Source organism: Acidovorax sp. GW823-FHT05D11 (assembly GCF_058795695.1).
In genome coordinates, this window is record NZ_CM179502.1 from 1,305,035 (window position 1) to 1,323,333 (window position 18,299).

Annotated in this window: 19 protein-coding genes and 2 tRNA genes; 13 read left to right on the plus strand and 8 right to left on the minus strand. The window is 63.6% G+C overall.

What is annotated here, in order from left to right; all coding sequences use genetic code 11:
- Positions 1–14: 14 nt before the first annotated feature.
- From rapZ to AC3RCE_RS06005, 3 genes are read right to left on the minus strand one after another with little or no spacing between them, the layout of a single operon-like run.
- Entirely contained in the window at positions 15–878 is an 864-nt protein-coding gene (gene rapZ / locus AC3RCE_RS05995; RefSeq protein ID WP_492254714.1) for an RNase adapter RapZ, read from the minus strand.
- Positions 878–2,548, minus strand: coding sequence for a DNA repair protein RecN (gene recN / locus AC3RCE_RS06000; protein WP_492254715.1), 1,671 nt, complete (start codon positions 2,546–2,548; stop codon positions 878–880). Before recN ends, rapZ begins: the two co-directional genes overlap by 1 nt.
- A gap of 2 nt (positions 2,549–2,550) precedes the next feature.
- Positions 2,551–3,447 (minus strand): NAD kinase, encoded by an 897-nt coding sequence (locus tag AC3RCE_RS06005; RefSeq protein WP_218293536.1) that lies wholly within the window; start codon positions 3,445–3,447, stop codon positions 2,551–2,553.
- A 28-nt stretch (positions 3,448–3,475) separates the two neighbouring features.
- On the opposite strand from AC3RCE_RS06005, the gene hrcA reads away from it, so the two are divergent.
- From hrcA to greB, 4 genes are all read left to right on the plus strand, one after another.
- Positions 3,476–4,480: a heat-inducible transcriptional repressor HrcA gene (hrcA, locus tag AC3RCE_RS06010; protein ID WP_218341517.1), complete on the plus strand. Its 1,005-nt coding sequence runs from the start codon at positions 3,476–3,478 to the stop codon at positions 4,478–4,480.
- 51 nt (positions 4,481–4,531) lie between these two features.
- A tRNA-Ile gene (locus tag AC3RCE_RS06015) sits at positions 4,532–4,608 on the plus strand.
- Positions 4,609–4,814: 206 nt separating this feature from the next.
- A tRNA-Arg gene (locus AC3RCE_RS06020) sits at positions 4,815–4,891 on the plus strand.
- Between the two features lie 79 nt (positions 4,892–4,970).
- Entirely contained in the window at positions 4,971–5,528 is a 558-nt protein-coding gene (greB, locus tag AC3RCE_RS06025; RefSeq protein WP_218341516.1) for a transcription elongation factor GreB, read from the plus strand.
- A 67-nt stretch (positions 5,529–5,595) separates the two neighbouring features.
- On the opposite strand, the gene AC3RCE_RS06030 is transcribed toward greB, so the two are convergent.
- From AC3RCE_RS06030 to AC3RCE_RS06045, 4 genes are all read right to left on the minus strand, one after another.
- Entirely contained in the window at positions 5,596–7,875 is a 2,280-nt protein-coding gene (locus AC3RCE_RS06030; protein ID WP_218293539.1) for a RelA/SpoT family protein, read from the minus strand.
- Between the two features lie 96 nt (positions 7,876–7,971).
- Entirely contained in the window at positions 7,972–8,175 is a 204-nt protein-coding gene (rpoZ, locus tag AC3RCE_RS06035; RefSeq protein WP_005794722.1) for a DNA-directed RNA polymerase subunit omega, read from the minus strand.
- Between the two features lie 15 nt (positions 8,176–8,190).
- Positions 8,191–8,811 carry a guanylate kinase gene (gene gmk, locus AC3RCE_RS06040; RefSeq protein ID WP_218293540.1) on the minus strand — a complete coding sequence of 207 codons (621 nt, stop codon included), beginning with the start codon at positions 8,809–8,811 and terminating at the stop codon, positions 8,191–8,193.
- A 36-nt stretch (positions 8,812–8,847) separates the two neighbouring features.
- On the minus strand, positions 8,848–9,750 hold the full coding sequence (locus AC3RCE_RS06045; RefSeq protein WP_304505103.1) for a YicC/YloC family endoribonuclease: 903 nt from the start codon (positions 9,748–9,750) through the stop codon (positions 8,848–8,850).
- Positions 9,751–9,840: 90 nt separating this feature from the next.
- On the opposite strand from AC3RCE_RS06045, the gene AC3RCE_RS06050 reads away from it, so the two are divergent.
- From AC3RCE_RS06050 to hemW, 5 genes are all read left to right on the plus strand, one after another.
- On the plus strand, positions 9,841–10,857 hold the full coding sequence (locus tag AC3RCE_RS06050) for a serine/threonine protein kinase (protein WP_218293542.1): 1,017 nt from the start codon (positions 9,841–9,843) through the stop codon (positions 10,855–10,857).
- Between the two features lie 82 nt (positions 10,858–10,939).
- Entirely contained in the window at positions 10,940–11,842 is a 903-nt protein-coding gene (locus tag AC3RCE_RS06055; protein WP_218293543.1) for a PP2C family protein-serine/threonine phosphatase, read from the plus strand.
- 121 nt (positions 11,843–11,963) lie between these two features.
- Positions 11,964–12,698, plus strand: coding sequence for a ribonuclease PH (gene rph, locus AC3RCE_RS06060; RefSeq protein WP_218293544.1), 735 nt, complete (start codon positions 11,964–11,966; stop codon positions 12,696–12,698).
- 66 nt (positions 12,699–12,764) lie between these two features.
- The gene (rdgB, locus tag AC3RCE_RS06065) at positions 12,765–13,367 is read left to right on the plus strand and encodes an RdgB/HAM1 family non-canonical purine NTP pyrophosphatase (RefSeq protein WP_218341514.1); all 603 of its coding nucleotides are present in this window, start codon (positions 12,765–12,767) and stop codon (positions 13,365–13,367) included.
- A 171-nt stretch (positions 13,368–13,538) separates the two neighbouring features.
- Entirely contained in the window at positions 13,539–14,792 is a 1,254-nt protein-coding gene (hemW, locus tag AC3RCE_RS06070; RefSeq protein WP_492254716.1) for a radical SAM family heme chaperone HemW, read from the plus strand.
- A gap of 43 nt (positions 14,793–14,835) precedes the next feature.
- Here hemW and AC3RCE_RS06075 read toward each other — a convergent pair whose 3' ends face one another.
- On the minus strand, positions 14,836–15,183 hold the full coding sequence (locus AC3RCE_RS06075) for an I78 family peptidase inhibitor (protein ID WP_492254717.1): 348 nt from the start codon (positions 15,181–15,183) through the stop codon (positions 14,836–14,838).
- 447 nt (positions 15,184–15,630) lie between these two features.
- Between AC3RCE_RS06075 and AC3RCE_RS06080 the strand changes: the two genes are divergently transcribed.
- The 4 genes from AC3RCE_RS06080 to AC3RCE_RS06095 all read left to right on the plus strand — a co-directional run bounded on the left by AC3RCE_RS06080 (position 15,631) and on the right by AC3RCE_RS06095 (position 17,687).
- On the plus strand, positions 15,631–16,215 hold the full coding sequence (locus tag AC3RCE_RS06080; RefSeq protein WP_492254718.1) for an IPTL-CTERM sorting domain-containing protein: 585 nt from the start codon (positions 15,631–15,633) through the stop codon (positions 16,213–16,215).
- A 292-nt stretch (positions 16,216–16,507) separates the two neighbouring features.
- Positions 16,508–16,780: a hypothetical protein gene (locus AC3RCE_RS06085; RefSeq protein ID WP_218293549.1), complete on the plus strand. Its 273-nt coding sequence runs from the start codon at positions 16,508–16,510 to the stop codon at positions 16,778–16,780.
- Positions 16,781–16,817: 37 nt separating this feature from the next.
- Complete coding sequence (locus AC3RCE_RS06090; protein ID WP_492254719.1) at positions 16,818–17,057, plus strand: hypothetical protein; 240 nt, start codon at positions 16,818–16,820, stop codon at positions 17,055–17,057.
- Positions 17,058–17,420: 363 nt separating this feature from the next.
- Entirely contained in the window at positions 17,421–17,687 is a 267-nt protein-coding gene (locus AC3RCE_RS06095) for a hypothetical protein (RefSeq protein WP_147433721.1), read from the plus strand.
- Positions 17,688–18,299 lie beyond the last annotated feature (612 nt).

The following is an 18,299-nucleotide window of genomic DNA, read 5'->3' on the forward strand; positions in this document are numbered from 1 at the left end:
CGCGTTACCGCGCCTTACCGCCCATCCAGTTCCCGGTGCCTCTTCAGTGCGGTCCAGCGGCTGTTCAGAACCTCGGCGAGGCGCTCCACCAGATAGACCGAGCGGTGCTGGCCACCGGTGCAGCCTATGGCCACGGTGACGTAGCTGCGGTGGTTGCGGTCAAGCATTTCCAGCCAGTGCGCAAGGAACTGCTCGATGTGCGCCTGCATCAAAGAGACGTCGGGCTGCTGGCGCAGGAAGTGGGCAACAGGCTCGTCCAGCCCGGTCAGATCACGCAATGAGGGCTCATAGTGCGGATTGGGCAGCATCCGAACATCAAAGACGTAGTCCGCGTCCATCGGTATGCCGCGCTTGAACGCAAAGGATTGAAACACCAGGGTCATCTGCCCCCGGGTCGTGACGATCAAGCTCTTGACGTAGCTTTGCAGTTGCGAGGCCCGTATCGTGCTCGTGTCGATCACATGCGACTGCTCTCGTAGCTCGGCCAGCAGCTCGCGCTCCAGTTCGATGATCTGCACCAGCGCCTTGCGCCCCTGCTGGAGGTCGTCGTGCGACAGTGGGTGGCGTCGCCGTGTTTCCGAAAAGCGCCGCACCAGGGTGTCGATCGTTGCATCCAGAAAAATGGATTGCACCAGCACACCCTGGCTCCTGAGCCTATGGAGCTCCTGCGGCACCTGGTGCAAGGATGTGGCGCTGCGGACGTCCATTGCGATGGCAACGCGGTTCCCGTGGTGGCGGTGCTCCAGTGCCACGAAGGCCGGCAACAGTTCGGGCGGCAGGTTGTCCACGCAGTAGTACCCAGCGTCTTCCAGGGCATGCAGCGCCACGGATTTTCCGGAGCCCGACATGCCGGTGATGAGGACGATTTCGAGCGCCATCAGCCGTTTCCTTCCGAAGTTGCGGCAGCGATATCCAGCATTTCCCGTGCGTGGGCGAGTGTCGTGCCCGTGGAGCGTTCTCCTCCCAGCATGCGGGCGATCTCCGCGACACGTTGCTCCTCCTGAACCGCCAGGACGGTGCTGGTGGTGCCTTGTGGGCTCTTGCGCTTGGAAACCTTCAGGTGATGGTGGGCGCAGGCTGCCACCTGGGGCAGATGGGTGACTGCGAGCACCTGCCGGTTGCTGCCCAGTTGCTGCATGAGGCGTCCCACGGTTTCGGCCACCGCACCGCCGACACCGGAGTCCACTTCGTCAAAGATGAGCGTGGGCGCCATGCCCAATTCGCTGGTCGTCACCGAGATGGCAAGGGAGATGCGCGACAGCTCGCCCCCCGACGCCACTTTGCCGATGGGTTTGGGGGTCATGCCGGGATGGCCGGCCACGAGGAAGACGACGTCGTCGATGCCATGGGCTGAAGGCTCCTGCGCTTTGGTGACGGACACCTCGAATTTCCCTCCTTCCATGCCAAGGCCCTGCATGGCCAGCGTGATGGCCTGGGACAGCCGGGGAGCTGCCTTTGCGCGGCCCAGTGACAGAGACCGCGCCGATGCCTGGTAGGCCTTGGCGCTGGAGGCTTCCGCGGCCTGCAGCTGCTCCAGATCGGTGGCCGCATCCAGGCGGCGCATGTCTTCCTTCCAGCCTCCGAGCAGGGCAGGCAGCTCTGCGGGAGTGCGCTTGTACCTGCGCGCCAGAGTCATCCAGAGCGATATGCGCGCGTCGAGTTCTGCCAGGCGCTGTGGGTCGATCTCCGCATGCCTCAGGTACAGCTGCAGCGAGTGCACGACATCGCTCGCCTGCGCGAGGCTGGAGGAGAGGATGTCCGCAAGATTGGCGAACTCGGGCTCAATATGTTCCTGGCTTTGCAGGAGGGCGTGCGCGCGCGCGAGCCCGGCGAGCGCCCCGGCCTCGTCGTCCTGCAGGGTCTGGATCGCGCCCTCCGCGCCTTCCAGCAGGGCCTGCGCGTGCGAGAGGCGCTTGTGCTGGGCGTCGAGCTCTTCCCATTCGCCATTGGCGGGGGCCAGCTTGTCCACCTCGCTGATCTGCCACTGCAGGCGCTCACGTTCCTGCTGCAGCGTGGCCTGCGCCTGGCGCGCCTGTTGCAGGGCCTTCTGGTCCGCACGCCATTGGGCCCAGCGTGCAGTGGTCTCTGCGGTGCGCACTCCTGCAAATGCGTCGAGCAGCCCGCGCACGGAGTCGGGCCGCGTAAGGCTCTGCCACGCATGCTGGCCATGAATGTCCAGGAGGCTGTCGCCCAGCGTCCGCAGTTGCGCCGCAGTGGCGGGCGTTCCATTGATCCATGCCCGGCTTTTACCCTGCGCGTCCACGGTGCGGCGCAAGAGCAGCAGGTCATCGATGTCGAAGCCCGCTTCCTCCAGCCAGGGGTGAACATGGGCCGGGCAGTCGAATTCCGCACACAGGTCGGCCTTGCTTGCGCCCTCGCGAACCACGCCCGCATCCGAACGGGAGCCCAGCACCAATTGCAGGGCATCAATCAGGATCGACTTGCCGGCGCCGGTTTCTCCGGTCAGCACGGTGAAGCCGGAGCCCAGTTCAAGCTCCAGCGCCTGAACGATCACAAAATCACGCAGGGTGATCCGCCTGAGCGCCATGGTCAGGAACCTCCTTCGTTCCAACGTAGTTTCTTGCGCAGCGTGGCAAAGTAGTTCCAGCCCAGGGGGTGAAGGAACCGCACGCAGTGCTCCGACCGTTTGACCAGGATGCGGTCCCCGTGCAGCAGAGAGGCCAGGGACTGCATGTCGAAATTGGCGCTGACATCCCTTCCGCTGACCACCTCGACCGCCACTTCGGTGGCATCCGACAGGACGATGGGGCGGTTGGACAGCGTGTGGGGGGCAATGGGCACGAGCACCCATCCTGGAATGGAGGGGTGCAGCATCGGCCCGCCGGCGGAAAGCGAGTAGGCCGTGGACCCCGTCGGCGAAGCAATGATGAGGCCGTCTGCGCGCTGGTTCGCCACCAGGCGGCCGCCCACCTCGACACGCAGCTCCACCATGCCCGACGTAGCGCCCCGGTTCACCACCACATCGTTCATCGCGAGGGCCTCAAAGACAATCCGCTCATCCCGCACCACCGTGGCGTGCATGAGCGGCCGCAGGTCTTCCTCGTACTCGCCCTGCAGCATGGGCAGCAGGGTGGCTTGGTACGTGTCAAACGGAATGTCCGTGATGAAGCCCAGGCGTCCCTGGTTGATGCCGATCAGGGGGGTGCCAAACCGGGCGAGCCTGCGACCTATGCCGAGCATGGTGCCATCGCCTCCGACCACGAGGCCCAGGTCGCACTGGCTGCCTATCTGGTCTACATTCAAGGCTGGGTAGTGTGTCAGCCCGGTGTTGCTGGCGGTTTCAGCCTCCAGCATCACTTCACAGCCTTGGCGCTCCAGAAAATGGGCGATGTCTTCCAAGGCTTGGCGAGAGCTGTCGCCCATGGAGCCTGCCGATGAAGCCTGGTACTTGCCGATGAGCGCAACATGGCGGAAATTGGACGTCATCGCGAAATTACATCATTAAAATCATTCCATGCTCGATGACCGTGCCAAGTTGTTGCTCAAAGCGCTGGTCGAGCGCTATATCGCCGATGGCCAGCCCGTTGGATCGAGGACCTTGTCGCGCGCGTCCGGGCTCGATCTCTCGCCAGCCACCATCCGCAATGTCATGGCGGATCTGGAGGAACTGGGACTGATTGCAAGCCCCCACACTTCGGCAGGGCGCATTCCCACGGCACGTGGCTACCGGCTCTTTGTAGACACCATGCTGACGGTGCAAAGGGATCCGCTGACACCTCCACAGCTTGCGCCGGAGCAGCCCCAGAAGGTGATTGCGAACGCGGCGCAGTTGTTGTCAAACCTCTCGCAGTTCGTCGGGGTGGTCATGGCGCCACGGCGCACTTCGGTATTTCGCCACATCGAATTCCTGCGGCTTTCCGAGCGTCGGTTTCTGGTCATCATCGTTTCTCCCGAGGGGGACGTTCAGAACCGCGTCATCTTCACCGAGGCGGACTACTCGCAATCGCAGCTCATTGAAGCCTCCAACTTCCTCAACGCGCACTACGCGGGGCTCGCGATGGAGCAGGTGCGCGAGCGCCTGAAGTCCGAAGTGGATGTGCTGCGCGGCGAGATCGCCTCCCTCATGCAGGCGGCCGTCAACGTGGGTTCCGAGGCCCTGTCGGAGGCGCAGGACGAGGTTGTTATTTCGGGCGAGCGCAACCTGCTGGCTGTCAGCGATTTTTCCAGCGACATGGGAAACCTGCGGCGGGCCTTCGATCTGTTCGAGCAAAAGACCCAGATACTGCGGTTGCTGGATATCTCCAGCCAGGCGGAAGGTGTGCGCATCTACATCGGCGGCGAAAGCCATGTGGTGCCCTTTGAAGAGCTGTCCATTGTCAGTTCGCCGTACGAAGTGGACGGCAAGGTCGTGGGCACGCTGGGTGTGATCGGCCCTACGCGCATGCCCTATGACCGGATGATCCAGATCGTGGACATCACGTCCAAGCTCGTGTCCAACGCACTCAGCCATCGCAAGTAAAGCCCCTACAATACGGCGCTTGCCCCGTTGTATGGCGCTGGAGCATGGCTTGGGGCGTTAGCTCAGTTGGTTAGAGCAGAGGACTCATAATCCTTTGGTCGTTGGTTCAAGTCCAACACGCCCTACCACCCGTCGTTCGCACGGGCGATCATCGCGATTGCAGCCATTTTTCTTGTCGCAGTGCAGTCCTTTTCTCTTTGGAGTCTCTGGAGTGCATTACAATCCTGGCTTGCGTTGAGTTGAGTGTCTGATTGAGCTTGCCTTCAAGGCAGGAACAAGCAGAAAAATCTGATTTCAAGGGTCGCCAAGAAATCATGCTATAATTCAAAGCTTAGCGGCTGTAGCTCAGCTGGATAGAGTACTTGGCTACGAACCAAGGGGTCGTGGGTTCGATTCCTGCCAGCCGCACCAATGTTTAAAGCCTGCAATCGAAAGATTGCAGGCTTTTTCATTTGTCCAGAGCGCTTTGCGCTGATCGGGAGATGTGGCTATGAGCAAGGCTTTTACCAAAGAAACCGACGGTGGCGACGAAGATGAATTGGCGCTGCCTCCGCTGCCTGCGGGTGGCAAGAACTACATCACTCCCGCTGGCTATGCCCGCCTGCGGGATGAGCTGCTTGACCTGATCGACAACGAGCGTCCCAAGATCGTGGACGTCGTGCATTGGGCCGCCAGCAACGGCGATCGCTCCGAAAACGGCGACTACCTGTATGGCAAGAAGCGTCTGCGCGAAATCGACCGGCGCATCCGGTTCCTGACCCAGCGGCTGGAAATTGCTGAAGTGGTGGACCCCAGCCTTCACGCTGGAAGTGACCAGGTGTTTTTCGGGGCCACGGTGACCTATGTGGATGATGAGGCCGTGGAGCGCACCATCACCATCATGGGCATCGATGAGGCGGACAGCCACGAGTCGCAGGTGAGCTGGATTTCTCCGGTCGCCCGCGCATTGCTCAAGGCCCGTGTCGGTGACGAGGTGCAACTGCCCACGCCGGGCGGTGTCCGCAATCTGGAGGTGGTGGAGGTGAGATACCCGCCGCGAGCCGGGTAGCAGCCAACCGCGCAGCAACTCAGCCGAAGCCGAGTGGCTGGTGGGGCCTCCAGGCCAGCTGGATTTCCTACGCCTGTGGCGTGATCCTGGCGGCGCGAATGACTGCCTGGGTGCGGCGCAGGTTTTTCAGCGCCAGTTCCAGGTGTGCCTGGTCGCGCACGGCAACGATAAACCGCAGGTCGGTGGTGTCGAGCGCGGCCTCGTCATCCATGTCGACATGGGTGATATCCGCTTCTGAATTTGCCAGTTCCGCGGCCACGCGGGCCAGGACACCCTTGCCGTTGGTGACGGTGACCACGACCCCTGTTTCAAACATGCGGGTGGGCTCGTCGGACCAATCCACCGCGATGAAGCGTTCGCTGTCCTTGTGCTGCAGGCGCTTGGCCACCGTGCAGTGCACGTTGTGGACGACCAGCCCTTCGCCCCGGCCGAGATAGCCGACGATGCTGTCGCCGGGCACGGGCCTGCAGCAGGTGGCGTATTGCACCGACGCGTTTTCGCTGCCGTCGAGCGTGACGGCCCCCTGGGACAGCGTTTCATGCGAGGTATAGCGCTCGCGGGTCATGAGCAGCGCGTCGGGGCGGTGGCCATGCTCGGACATCAGCACCATGAGCCGTTTTGCGACGATGCTGGCAATGCGCTTGCCAAGGCCCAGGTCCGTCATCAGTTCGCTGCGGGTGCGGTTGCCGGTGAAGCGCAGCAGCTTCTCCCACATCGGCTGGGTTTCCGCGTCCAGCGGTGGCAGTTGTTCAAGGCCTTCGGCGCGGATGGCCTGAGTCAGCAGCTTTTCCCCCAGCCCTTCCGATTCGGTCTGCGCCAGGGTTTTCAGATAGTGCCGGATCTTGGAGCGCGCCCGGCCGGTGCGCACAAAGCCCAGCCAGGCCGGATTGGGGGTGGAGACGGGCGCGGTGATGATTTCCACCACGTCGCCGTTCTTGAGCTCGGTGCGCAGCGGCACCTGCTCGTTGTTGATCTTGGCGGCGGTGGTGCGGTCGCCCACGTTGCTGTGGATGGCGTAGGCAAAGTCCACCACCGTCGCGCCGCGGGGCAGGGCCATGATCTGGCTCTTGGGGGTGAACACGTACACGGCGTCGGGGAACAGGTCCACCTTCACGTGGTCCCAGAACTCGGCGGCATCGCGGGTTTCGTTCTGGATGTCGAGCAGCGATTGCAGCCATTTGGTGCCCAGGCGTTCGGCAGACGTGCCGTCGCCATCCTGTGCCTTGTACAGCCAATGCGCCGCCACGCCGGCCTCGGCGATCACGTGCATTTCGTCCGTGCGCATCTGGAACTCGATGTTCACGCCCGAAGGGCCGACAAGGGTGGTGTGCAGCGACTGGTAGCCGTTGAGCTTGGCGATCGCAATGTGGTCCTTGAACTTGCCGGGCACGGGCTTGTACATCTGGTGCAGCACGCCCAATGCGGTGTAGCAGTCCGTTACCGTGGGCACGATCACCCGGAAGCCGTAGATGTCCGTGACCTGGGCAAAGCTCAGGTGCTTGAGGTCCATCTTCTGGTAGATGGCGTACAAGGTCTTTTCCCGGCCGGCCAGGCGAACCTTCATGCCGATTTTCGAGAAGGCGGTATCCACCTCGGCCTGCACCTTCTGCACCAGGTCGCGCCGGCGGTTGCGCGATTTGTTGACGGCCTTGGACAGCGTGGCATACCGCCACGGATGCAGATGCCGGAATGCCAGGTCCTGCAATTCACGGTAGGTCTGGTTGAGCCCCAGGCGGTGGGCGATGGGGGCGTAGATCTCCAGCGTTTCGGATGAGATGCGGCCCCATTTGCTGCGCGGCATGTCGGACAGCGTGCGCATGTTGTGGGTGCGGTCCGCCAGCTTGATCAGGATGACCCGCACGTCGCGCGCCATCGCCAGCAGCATCTTGCGGAAGGACTCCGCCTGGTTTTCCTCGCGGGTGTTGAACTGCAGCTTGTCGAGCTTGGTCAGGCCGTCCACCAGCTCGGCCACGGGGGCCCCAAAGCGGTCGATCAGGTCGGCCTTGGTGACGCCGCAATCTTCCATGGCATCGTGGAGCAGGGCCGCCATCAGCGCCTGTGCATCGAGCTTCCAGGTGGCGCACTGGGCCGCCACGGCGATGGGGTGGGTGATGTAGGGCTCGCCGCTGTTGCGCAACTGGCCCAGATGGGCCTCGTCCGCGAACCGGTAGGCCTGGCGCACCTGCTCGATGCTGCCGGCGTCCAGGTAGTCCAGGCTGTCCGTCAGCGCGGCAAAGCTGGCCGCAGCGGCATTGGCGGCCGCTGCGGCTGCCGAAAGGGTGCCCGCCGTTGGCGATTCGCCAAACCGGGGCTGCGTTGCAGAAGGTGAGTTGAGCACCGCGTTCATGCCTTAAATGTAGCGCGGGAGCGCATCAGACGACTTCTGGGCAAAAAAAAGCACCGCTGCCGCGGTGCTCTTTAGGGACTTCGCCCGGGAAAATGCTCAACCAGGAACCTTCTTGAGCATTTCCAGGCCAACCTTGCCTTCGGCGATTTCGCGCAAGGCAGTCACGGCGGGCTTGTTGCGGCTTTCGATGCGGGGGGCGTGGCCTTGGCTCAGCATGCGGGCACGGTACGTGGCGGCCAACACGAGCTGGAAGCGGTTGGGGATCTTTTCCAGACAGTCTTCTACGGTGATGCGTGCCATCGGTTTACTCCGGATTCAGGTGATATTGAGCGACTGGAAGGTGTCAGCACGGGCGCGGCGCTGGGCGGCGTACTTGAGTCGCTGGGCGTGAACTACGGCTTTCAGGTCGAAAAGCGCGCGCTCAAACAACTCATTGATTATAACGAAGTCGAATTTGCTGACTTGCGCCATCTCGATGGCCGCGTTCTTGAGGCGGACTTCGATGACATCGGGAGAGTCTTCGCCCCGCCGTTCCAGGCGCGAGCGCAGTTCTTCCCAGCTGGGAGGCAGGATGAACACCAGGATGGCGTTGGCAAATGCCTGCTTGATCTGCAGGGCGCCCTGGAAATCGATCTCCAGGATCACGTCCGAGCCCTGGGCAATCCGCTCCTCGATGGCTTTCTTGGAGGTGCCGTAGCGGTTGCCGTGCACATGCGCCCACTCCACGAAGGCATTGCCCTCCACCATGGCGTCGAATTCGGACTGCGAGGCAAAGTAATAGTCGCGGCCATGTTTTTCCTGGCCGCGTGGCGCGCGGGTGGTGTGGGAGATGGACAGGTGGACGTGGGAGTCCAGCTCCAGCAGGGCCTTGACGAGGCTGGATTTGCCAGCCCCGCTGGGGGCTGCAACTACGATGAGATTTCCGGGGTAGTCCATAGTTGATGTGCGCTGCGCGCTATCAAAAAATGAGTATTACTCGATATTTTGCACTTGCTCGCGCATCTGCTCGATCAGCACTTTCATGTCCACGCTGATGCGTGTGAGGTCAAGCGCGGCAGACTTGGAGCCCAGCGTATTGGCCTCGCGGTGCAGTTCCTGGATCAGGAAGTCCAGCCGCTTGCCCACTTCGCCGCCCTTCTTGAGCAGGCGTTCGATTTCGTCCAGGTGGGAGTCCAGCCGGGTGATTTCCTCGGCCACGTCGATACGGATGGCAAAGGCGGTGGCTTCTGTCAGGGCGCGGTCGCGGGCGGCCTCGGGCAGGGTGGCGCCATCGGTCAGGGCCATGGCCTCCTTCCAGCGCTCCATGAAGCGCAGCCGCTGCTGCTCGACCAACAGGGGCACCATGGGGACGGCCTGTTCCGCCAGGGCGCGCAGCTGCTTGACCCTGTCCAGAAGCATGGTGGCCAGGCGCTTGCCCTCCCGCTCGCGGGCGGCCATGAGCGCGGTCAGCGCTTCTTCCGCGAGGGCGGGCACGGCTTCGCTCCAGTCCTCGGAGCCCGACGGGGCGTTGGCGCACAGGCGCAGGGCATCGGCCACCGTGAGGGGGGCGGCGGTGGGCAGCCATGCCTTGACGGAGTCCTGCAGCGAGTTGAGCCGCTGCAGCAGCCGCGCGGGCGGATCCTGCAGGGTGTTGCTTTCCTCGTTCTCCAGGGCGGCCCGGACCTCGACCTTGCCCCGCTTGAGCCGGGCGGTCAGCAGGCTGCGCAGCGCGGGCTCCATGGCGCGCAGTTCATCGGGCAGGCGGAACGACAGGTCCAGGAAGCGGCTGTTGACCGACCGGATTTCCAGCCCCAGCCTGCGCGATTGGGACGCGCGGGCCTCGGTTTCTGCGCCAGTGGCGGACGCGCCGTGCTGTGCGCTGGCGTATCCGGTCATGCTGTAAACTGGCATTGGACTTTTTGATGGTTGCTTGCGATCCGGCGATTATCCGGGTTCCGCTCTACCCCCGAGTCATCTTCGCAAAATATGTCAAAAATCAAGCCGGCTCCCTTGCCGCCCGACACCGCCATTGGTGGATACCGCGTGGTTCGCAGGGTGTCCTCCGGGGGCTTTGGCGTGGTCTACCTCGCCACGGACAGCGAAGGACAGCAGGTCGCCATCAAGGAATACCTTCCGTCGTCCCTGGCGACGCGCGCGCCTGGCGAATTGCTGCCCAAGGTGCCGTCCGAGAAACTCTCGCTCTACCGCCTGGGGCTCAAGAGCTTTTTTGAAGAAGGGCGCTCGCTGGCCCAGATCTCGCACGCCTCCGTGGTGAGCGTGCTCAATTTCTTTCGCGAGAACGAAACCGTCTACATGGTGATGAACTACCTGGAGGGCGCGACCCTGCAGGACTTCATCATCACCGCGCGTGACCTCAAGACGCAGAAGGTGTTCCGCGAGTCGACCATCCGCTCGCTGTTCGACGAGGTGCTGCGCGGCCTGCGCATCGTGCACCAGCACAAGATGCTGCACCTCGACATCAAGCCGGCCAACATCTTCATCACCGACGACAACAAGGCCGTGATGATCGACTTCGGCGCCGCGCGCGAGGTGCTGTCCAAGGAGGGCAACTTCATCCGCCCCATGTACACGCCCGGCTTTGCCGCGCCCGAGATGTACCGGCGCGACTCGTCCATGGGCCCGTGGACCGACATCTATGCCATCGGTGCCTGCATCTACGCCTGCATGCAGGGCTTTCCTCCCAACGAGGCGCCCCAGCGCATCGAAAAAGACCGCCTGTCGCTGGCGCTGACCAAGCTGCGCGGCGTGTACTCCGACAACCTCATCGAGGTGGTGGAGTGGTGCATGGCGCTGGACCCGCTGTCGCGCCCGCAGTCGGTGTTCGCGCTGCAAAAAGAGCTCAGCCGCGAGGGCGAGCGCCGCTACACCAAGCTCACGGTGGCCGAGAAGATGCGCCTGCAACTGGACACCCTGGTGTCCGACACCAAGAAGAACGTGCAAAAGGTGGGTGAAGCCACCGGTATCGGAGCCAAACCCAAATGAAAACGACCCACGCGAAGCGGGTTGGGGCGGGGCGCCTGTTCATTAACGATGCCGTGGTGCATCCTTGTTTGCGTGGGTCACTATGAAGTTCTCGGTTTTCCAGATCAGCCGCCGTGGCGGCCGCGAGAAGAACGAAGACCGCATGGGCTATTGCTACACGCGCGAATCGGGCCTGTTCGTGCTGGCCGACGGCATGGGCGGCCACCCCGAAGGTGAAGTGGCCGCGCAGATCGCGCTGCAGACCATCTCGGCGCTGTTCCAGCGCCAGGCCAAGCCCCAGCTCAAGGACGTGCAGGAATTTCTTTCGGGCGCACTGCTGGCCGCGCACCACCAGATCCTGCGCTATGCCACCGACAAGGGCATGCTCGACACGCCCCGCACCACGCTGGTGGCGGCCGTGCTGCAGGCTGGCACGGCCACCTGGATCCACTGCGGCGATTCGCGCCTGTACATGGTGCGCGACGGCGACCTGCTCACCCGCACGCGCGACCATTCGTACATGGAGCTGCGCAATTCGCCCCCGCCGGGGCTCGAGCGCATCAACCGCAATGTGCTGTTCACCTGCCTGGGCTCGCCGACCAAACCCATCTACGACATCACGGGCCCGGTGTATCTGGAGCAGGGCGACCGCATCCTGCTGTGCTCGGACGGCCTGTGGGGCACGCTCAGCGACGAGGAAATCGCCAAGCAGCTCGCCCGCAATGCGGTGTCGCACGCGGTGCCCGAACTGGTGGAGGATGCCCTGCGCAAGGCGGGCGACAGCAGCGACAACGTCACGGTGGTGGCGATGGAATGGGAAACCCCCGACGCGTTCGAGTCCACCCAGGGCGTCTCGACAGACAGCATCAGCGACGACGTGTTTGCGTCCACCATCCAGGCGGGCCCGCTCGACGGGCTGGTGGATGACCTGGACGACGCGGCCATTGAGCGGTCCATCGCCGAAATCAACGAAGCCATACGCCGCTCTGCCGCCCGCAAGGCGTGAGTTCCCGGCCGGCCAGGCGCCGATGGATCTGGCGGCCTGAGTTTTTGGGGCGCGGGAGTGTGTCCCTGCACGCAGGTCCTTCACTCATCCGCCTTGTGTTTTTTTACGAGCCACCCACACCATGACACCCTTTGTCCGTACCGGCGGCCGCGCCGCCGACCAGTTGCGCACCGTGCGTATCACCCGCCACTACACCATGCATGCCGAGGGCTCGGTGCTCATCGAATTTGGCAACACCAAGGTGCTGTGCACCGCGTCGGTGGAGGAGCGGGTGCCGCCCCACAAGCGGGGCAGCGGAGAGGGCTGGGTGACGGCCGAGTACGGCATGCTGCCGCGCGCCACCCACACCCGCAACGACCGCGAGGCCGCGCGGGGCAAGCAAAATGGCCGCACGCAGGAGATCCAGCGTCTCATCGGCCGCTCGCTGCGCGCCGTGTTCGACCTGAAGCTGCTGGGAGAGCGCACTCTCCAGCTCGACTGCGACGTGATCCAGGCCGACGGCGGCACGCGCACCGCGGCCATCACCGGCGCCTGGGTGGCGGCGCAGGACGCGGTCAACCAGCTGCTTGCCAGCGGCAAGATCGCCCAGTCGCCGCTGGTGCAGCCCGTGGCCGCCATTTCGGTGGGCATGGTTCAGGGCACGCCGCTGCTCGACCTGGAGTACGTCGAAGACGTGGACTGCGACACCGACATGAACATCGTGATGACCGGCGCTGGCCATTTCGTGGAAGTGCAGGGCACGGCCGAGGGCGCGGCCTTTACCCGCGCGGAGATGGACCAGCTGCTGGCGTTGGCGGAAAAGGGCATTGCAGAGCTGGTGCAGCTGCAGCAGCGGTCGCTTCTGGAAACCCCATGACAGGAATACTCATTTATTGATAGCTGCTAGCGCTTGATGGATAAGCGCCAGAGGCCATTTTGACCTATGAAAATTGTTCTCGCATCCAACAACCGCGGCAAGCTGGCGGAGCTGCAGGCCATGTTCGAGCCGCTGGGCGTGGAACTGGTGCGCCAGGCCGACCTCGGCGTGGGCGAGGCCGAAGAGCCCTTTCGCACCTTTGTCGAGAACGCCCTGGCCAAGGCCCGCTTCGCCTCGGCACACACGGGCCTGCCTGCATTGGCGGACGACGCAGGCATGTGCGTGGACGCCTTTGGCGGCCTGCCGGGCGTCGATACCGCCTACTACTGCACCCAGTTCGGCTACGAGAAGAGTGACGACAACAATGTGCGGGCCCTGCTGGAGCAACTGCAGGGCGTGGCCAACCGCCGCGCGGCAATGGTCAGCACCCTGGTCGCCGTGCGCAGCCCGCAGGACCCGGAGCCGCTGATTGCGGTGGGCCGCGTGGTGGGCGAGATCACCACGGCCCCCCGGGGCAGCAACGGTTTTGGCTTCGACCCCGTGATGTTCATCCCTGAATTCGGCAAGACCTTCGCCGAGCTGCCCGTGGAGGTGAAGAACGCCCACAGCCACCGTGGCCGTTCTGCCGCGCAGATGCTGGCGCTGATGCGCGAGCGCTGGCTGGCATGAAGTTCCCCCTGAGTCGCTTCGCGCCTTCCCCCAGAGGGGGACACCGCCAGCGCACGCAAGTGAAACGCAGCTGCGCCGCCTGGGCGGCCCTTGCGCGGCGGTCGTGCGCGCGACAGCTCCCGCTGCAGGCGGGTACCGCGGCGCGAGCGCTATGAACCTTTGAGGCTTGCAATGGCTATTCCCATCATTCCTGCTGCTGCTGATGCGCCCGCCGTGGTGCGCGACATCCAGCACTACATGCGGCCCGGCCTGCTGCAATTGCCCAGCCTGCCTCCACTGTCCTTGTATGTGCACCTGCCCTGGTGCCTGAAGAAATGCCCGTACTGCGACTTCAACTCGCATGAGTACCGCGAGGCCGCCGGTGATCCGGGAGAGGGCGGTTTGCCCGAGCAACGCTACATCGACGCGTTGATGGCCGACCTGGAGGCGGCGCTGCCGCTGATCTGGGGCCGCACGGTGCACAGCATCTTCATCGGCGGGGGCACGCCCAGCCTGTTCTCGCCCGCAGCCATTGACCGGCTCATCGGCGACATCCGCGCCCGCCTGCGGCTGGAGGCCGATTGCGAGATCACCCTGGAGGCCAACCCCGGCACCTTCGAAAAAGACCGCTTCCGAGCGTTCCGTGCAGCGGGCGTCACGCGCCTGTCGGTGGGGGTGCAGAGTTTCAACGACCGGCACCTCCAGGCCCTGGGCCGGGTGCATGACCGCGCCCAGGCCCTGGCGGCGGTGGAGGAGGCTGCCCAGGCCTTCGACACGTTCAACCTCGACATCATGTACGCGCTGCCGGGGCAAACGCTGCAAGAGCTGGAGCAGGACATGCAGACGGCGCTGGCCCTGAAACCGCCGCACATCTCCATCTACCACCTGACCATCGAGCCCAACACCTACTTCGCGAAGTTTCCGCCGGCCGTGCCCGAGGATGACCAGGCCTATGCGATGCTGGACCGCATCACGGAGATGACCGGGCAGGCGGGCCTGGGGCGCTATGAAATCTCGGCCTACGCCCGGTCGGGGCACCAGTGTTTTCACAACACCAACTACTGGCAGTTCGGCGACTATCTGGGCATTGGCGCGGGCGCGCACAGCAAGCTGAGCTTTGCGCACCGCGTGGTGCGCCAGGTGCGCTTTCGCGATCCGGGCCGCTATATGGACAACGCCCTGGCCGGCCGCGCCCTGGCCCAGGATGACGAGGTGCGCCGCGCCGACCTGCCGTTCGAATTCATGCTCAATGCCTTGCGGCTGCGCGAGGGCTTTGCGCTGCAGGACTTCATGGCCCGCACCGGCCTGCCCGTCACCGCCATCGCCAAAGGCCTGGAGGCGGCCGAGCGCAAGGGCTTGATCGAACGCGACATGGCCCGCGTGCGCCCGACGGAGCGGGGCTTCGATTTCCTGAGCGACCTGCAGGAACTCTTTCTGGCCGACTGAAGGATCGCGGGCGCCCGCCGCGTGCCCGGTGTCGCGGGCCGGATCAGCCGCAGCGCACGGCGATGATGCGCCCGTTGGCATCCACCTCCAGGTTCAGGCGCTGCGCATCAAACTCCTTGGTGATCATCTGCCCCGGCCGCAGGATGCGGGCCAGTTGCGCGCCCGATCGGGCGCGTGCGGACTCCATGACCGAGGAGGTGCTGTTCTGCCCCACCGCGAACTGCGCGGGCTGGGCGTTGCACACCGCTGCTGGAGGCGCCGCCGGTGGAGGCGTGGCGCTGCCGGGCCCGCTGGAGGAGGACGGGGCGGGTGTCTGGCCATAACCGGAGCAGCCCGTCATGGCGGCGGCCAAGGTCACGCCGCCCACAAGGGCAAGAGAAGCTTTCAACATGTGGATCCTTCGGGTATCGAATCCGCTCACCATACTAGAACCCTCCGCCGGGCGGCGTGTCCGCGCGTAACAACCCGGCCTGCGGGTTTGCATCGGCCCGGTAGCCCCTGCCCGCGGCGGCGCGGACCGCACGCGATGTTGTCCTACAGCTGGCACAAGACGGGCGTTTTAGGATGCGTGCGTCGATACCCTCTCGACATCCCTCCCGCTTGCACAAGCAAGTGTTCAGCCCGCGCACTGCGGGCTTTTTTTTGCGTGCTGGCCGGGGGCGCTGAGGGCCTGCGAACCAACGGAGCCGGTCCGGACAGCAGCCGCGAGGGCTTGGTTTCGAGTCAGCGGCCGCGGGGCTTCACCCCTGCCCGCCGCCTGCCGTGCGGCCACGTGCGCAGCCAGAAGTTGGCCGACTTCTCACGGCGTGTTACAAACGTCCGCTCACAGGGGGAATCAATGAAAATCGTCCAATGCGCGGCCATGGCGCTGGTGTTTGCTTGCGGCCATTCACACGCTGCGTACACGCTGAATTTTGTCCAGAGCGGTCCAGATGTCGTCGCCACGGGAAGCGGCAGCATCAACACCTCGGGTGCGACTTTTGCCGGGAACACCATTTCACCGGCGGTGATCATCCCCAATCTTGGAATGGCTCTGGTCGGAACGCCGCCGTCGAGCATCTATGCGATCACCACGCTGGGGCCTGCGGACTATGGGGCTGGCGCAGGCATCCTGTCCTCCAGTACCTCCGGCGACGCGGCGGGCATCACGTCGGGCGCGTGGATTGGAGTGCCCGTCGGCTATGTTTCCGGCGCCCCCCTGGCGCCCTCCACAACGACCTGGGCGGGAACCACGATGGCGGCCCTCGGCCTCACCCCGGGCTCCTATACCTGGACCTGGGGGGCTGGGCCCACCGCAGATTCCTTCACCATTGTGGTGGCTTCGACAGCCAGCATTCCCACGCTCAGTGAATGGGCCATGCTCCTCATGTCTGGCCTGCTGGCCGCCGGTGCCCTCGTGGGGCTGCGGCGCCGGCAACGCTGAGCCAGGCTGTTGCACAGCGCAGAGCCCACTCCGTTGGGCTTTTTTTGCGCCCTGCTGCGTGGTGCGAAGGTGCAGGGATGATGGCGTCAAGGACATCGCGGTTCGCACAAGCACCTCGGCCATTGCGCGCGGCCAGTCCATTCATCCATCCATCGCAAAGATAAAGGCGAGGATGTAGGACCGCGCCCATAGACGGATGCCGCGCGGTGGCGCAAGCTGGAGGCGGCATCGATGACCGCTGGGGCTGGGTCTCTTCGCTGCAAGCTCAGCAACCCTGCAACCAAGGTCAGACATGAACATCCACATCACCATTGCACAGAAGGTGCCGCAAGAGGCTTTTGAACGTGTGCTGGACGTAATGCGTTGCCTTCAGCAGACCGACGCCAACTTCGACGGCGTTGCCATCGCGGTCACCCGGGGCCCGGTCGAGGAGTTCGTGGTCACCGACACTGTCGACAGCTTGCGCGAGAACCTCCTCCGGCTCGTGGTGGAAGACGCGCTGAAAGGTGGCTTTGTGAATGCGCCGCGCAGCGCGCAGGGTGCCAGGCACGCGATGAATGATTGAACCTTGAGGCGCACTGACCGGCTTCGCCAAGGACTCCATGAGCAGCATCATCACGGTTGCGAATTCGATTTCGGACAGCGACTATGCACGGGTTGAGATCCTGGCGCGCCACCTGCAATCCACCACGGGCGACGCGAACTTCAATGGGCGCGCCATCTGGGTGCAGCGCGGCCTCGTCACGGGGGTCACGGACACCAGCGACGACTTGCGCGCAGCACTCTTGATGCTGCTGGTGGACGGCGTGCTGGGCTTCGCCCCGCCGGTTTCCGGGGGGTGATGGATGCCGGGTCGTTGATGGATACCGTTCAGGATGACCGAAGGTGCGCCACCACGGTGCTTGCCATGGCCAGCCGTAGCGAGTTCGGCTTGTGCGGAAATGAAAGGCCTGTCGGATGCCCTTCGTTGTGATCGGCCACGCGAAGACAAAGAGGTCCCCACTGCGGGGGTGCCATTCTTGCGTTCTGGCGGAGACTGTGGTTTTCGAACCAACCACTTTTAGGGATTTCTAGAGCGGTGCGTGTTTGTGCGCTTGCCTGAGGGGACTCTTCTGGTTGCGTATGCCGCGACCATGCGGATCGTGTGTCGCAAATAGCACCGCTGATAGACTTTCCGCTATCAGCCAGGAGCGGAAATTCACGATATGTCGAATACCTCAATAGCCGAGCGAGTGCTGGAAATTGCGGACAAGTACGCTACTGGCTTAGCTCCCGCGAGCGCAATTGCCGCAAGTCTTGAGCTACATCTTTCGGCGCTTGAAGGCGTCCCCAAAGACTTGCAGGACAGGCTTCATGCGTTGTCTATTTTGGTTATCGCAGAAGATGTTTCGCCACAAGAAGCGGAGGAGCTCGGAATGCTACCTTGCAGCAATTCACTATCTGAGCTTCGGAGGATTCTTCGCCAACTTTGAGCGAGAAACAGATGAGCATCCCTGTCTGCTTTGGGCCCTAAGGCGACAGTGGTAATGATGGCTCAGAGGCGTCAACGGTACTCAGCGCTGGTCAGAGCGAGGAATAGATGTTGTGTGTTTCTTGAGCAAGTTTTCTGGACTTCGCGGACTATCTTGCTTTGCCGGTACATTGGCAGCGGTCCCTGATTGCGAAAGACGAATCATGCACATGCGATACGCGGCGCTTTTGCTGCCGCTCCTACTCGTGCCTTTGCTATTCACCTCACCCGTTGCGTGCGGATGTGAGCCCGACCCAGGCTCCATGGCAGGTCAGATGTCGATCTATGTATCTCCCGGCGGCCGACCAGTATCCGCCTCTGAGAATCAATCACTCGCCAACATCGCATTTGCAGGCAAGGACATCCGCCACCTTGCCGCTGAGGGGTCTTCTCATCAAAATTGCCAGCGGACCAGCCCGACTCACCTTGAGTGCATTTATTGGAATGAAGTTGGCATCGTCTACAGCAGCGGCCGAGTGGTTCACGTGGCTGCCGATGCGACCTATCGGGTTACTGCCGTCACCGTTTCGACTATCCGAAAACTGTTTGGAGTGTCTTTCGGGTGAGGCGCTAG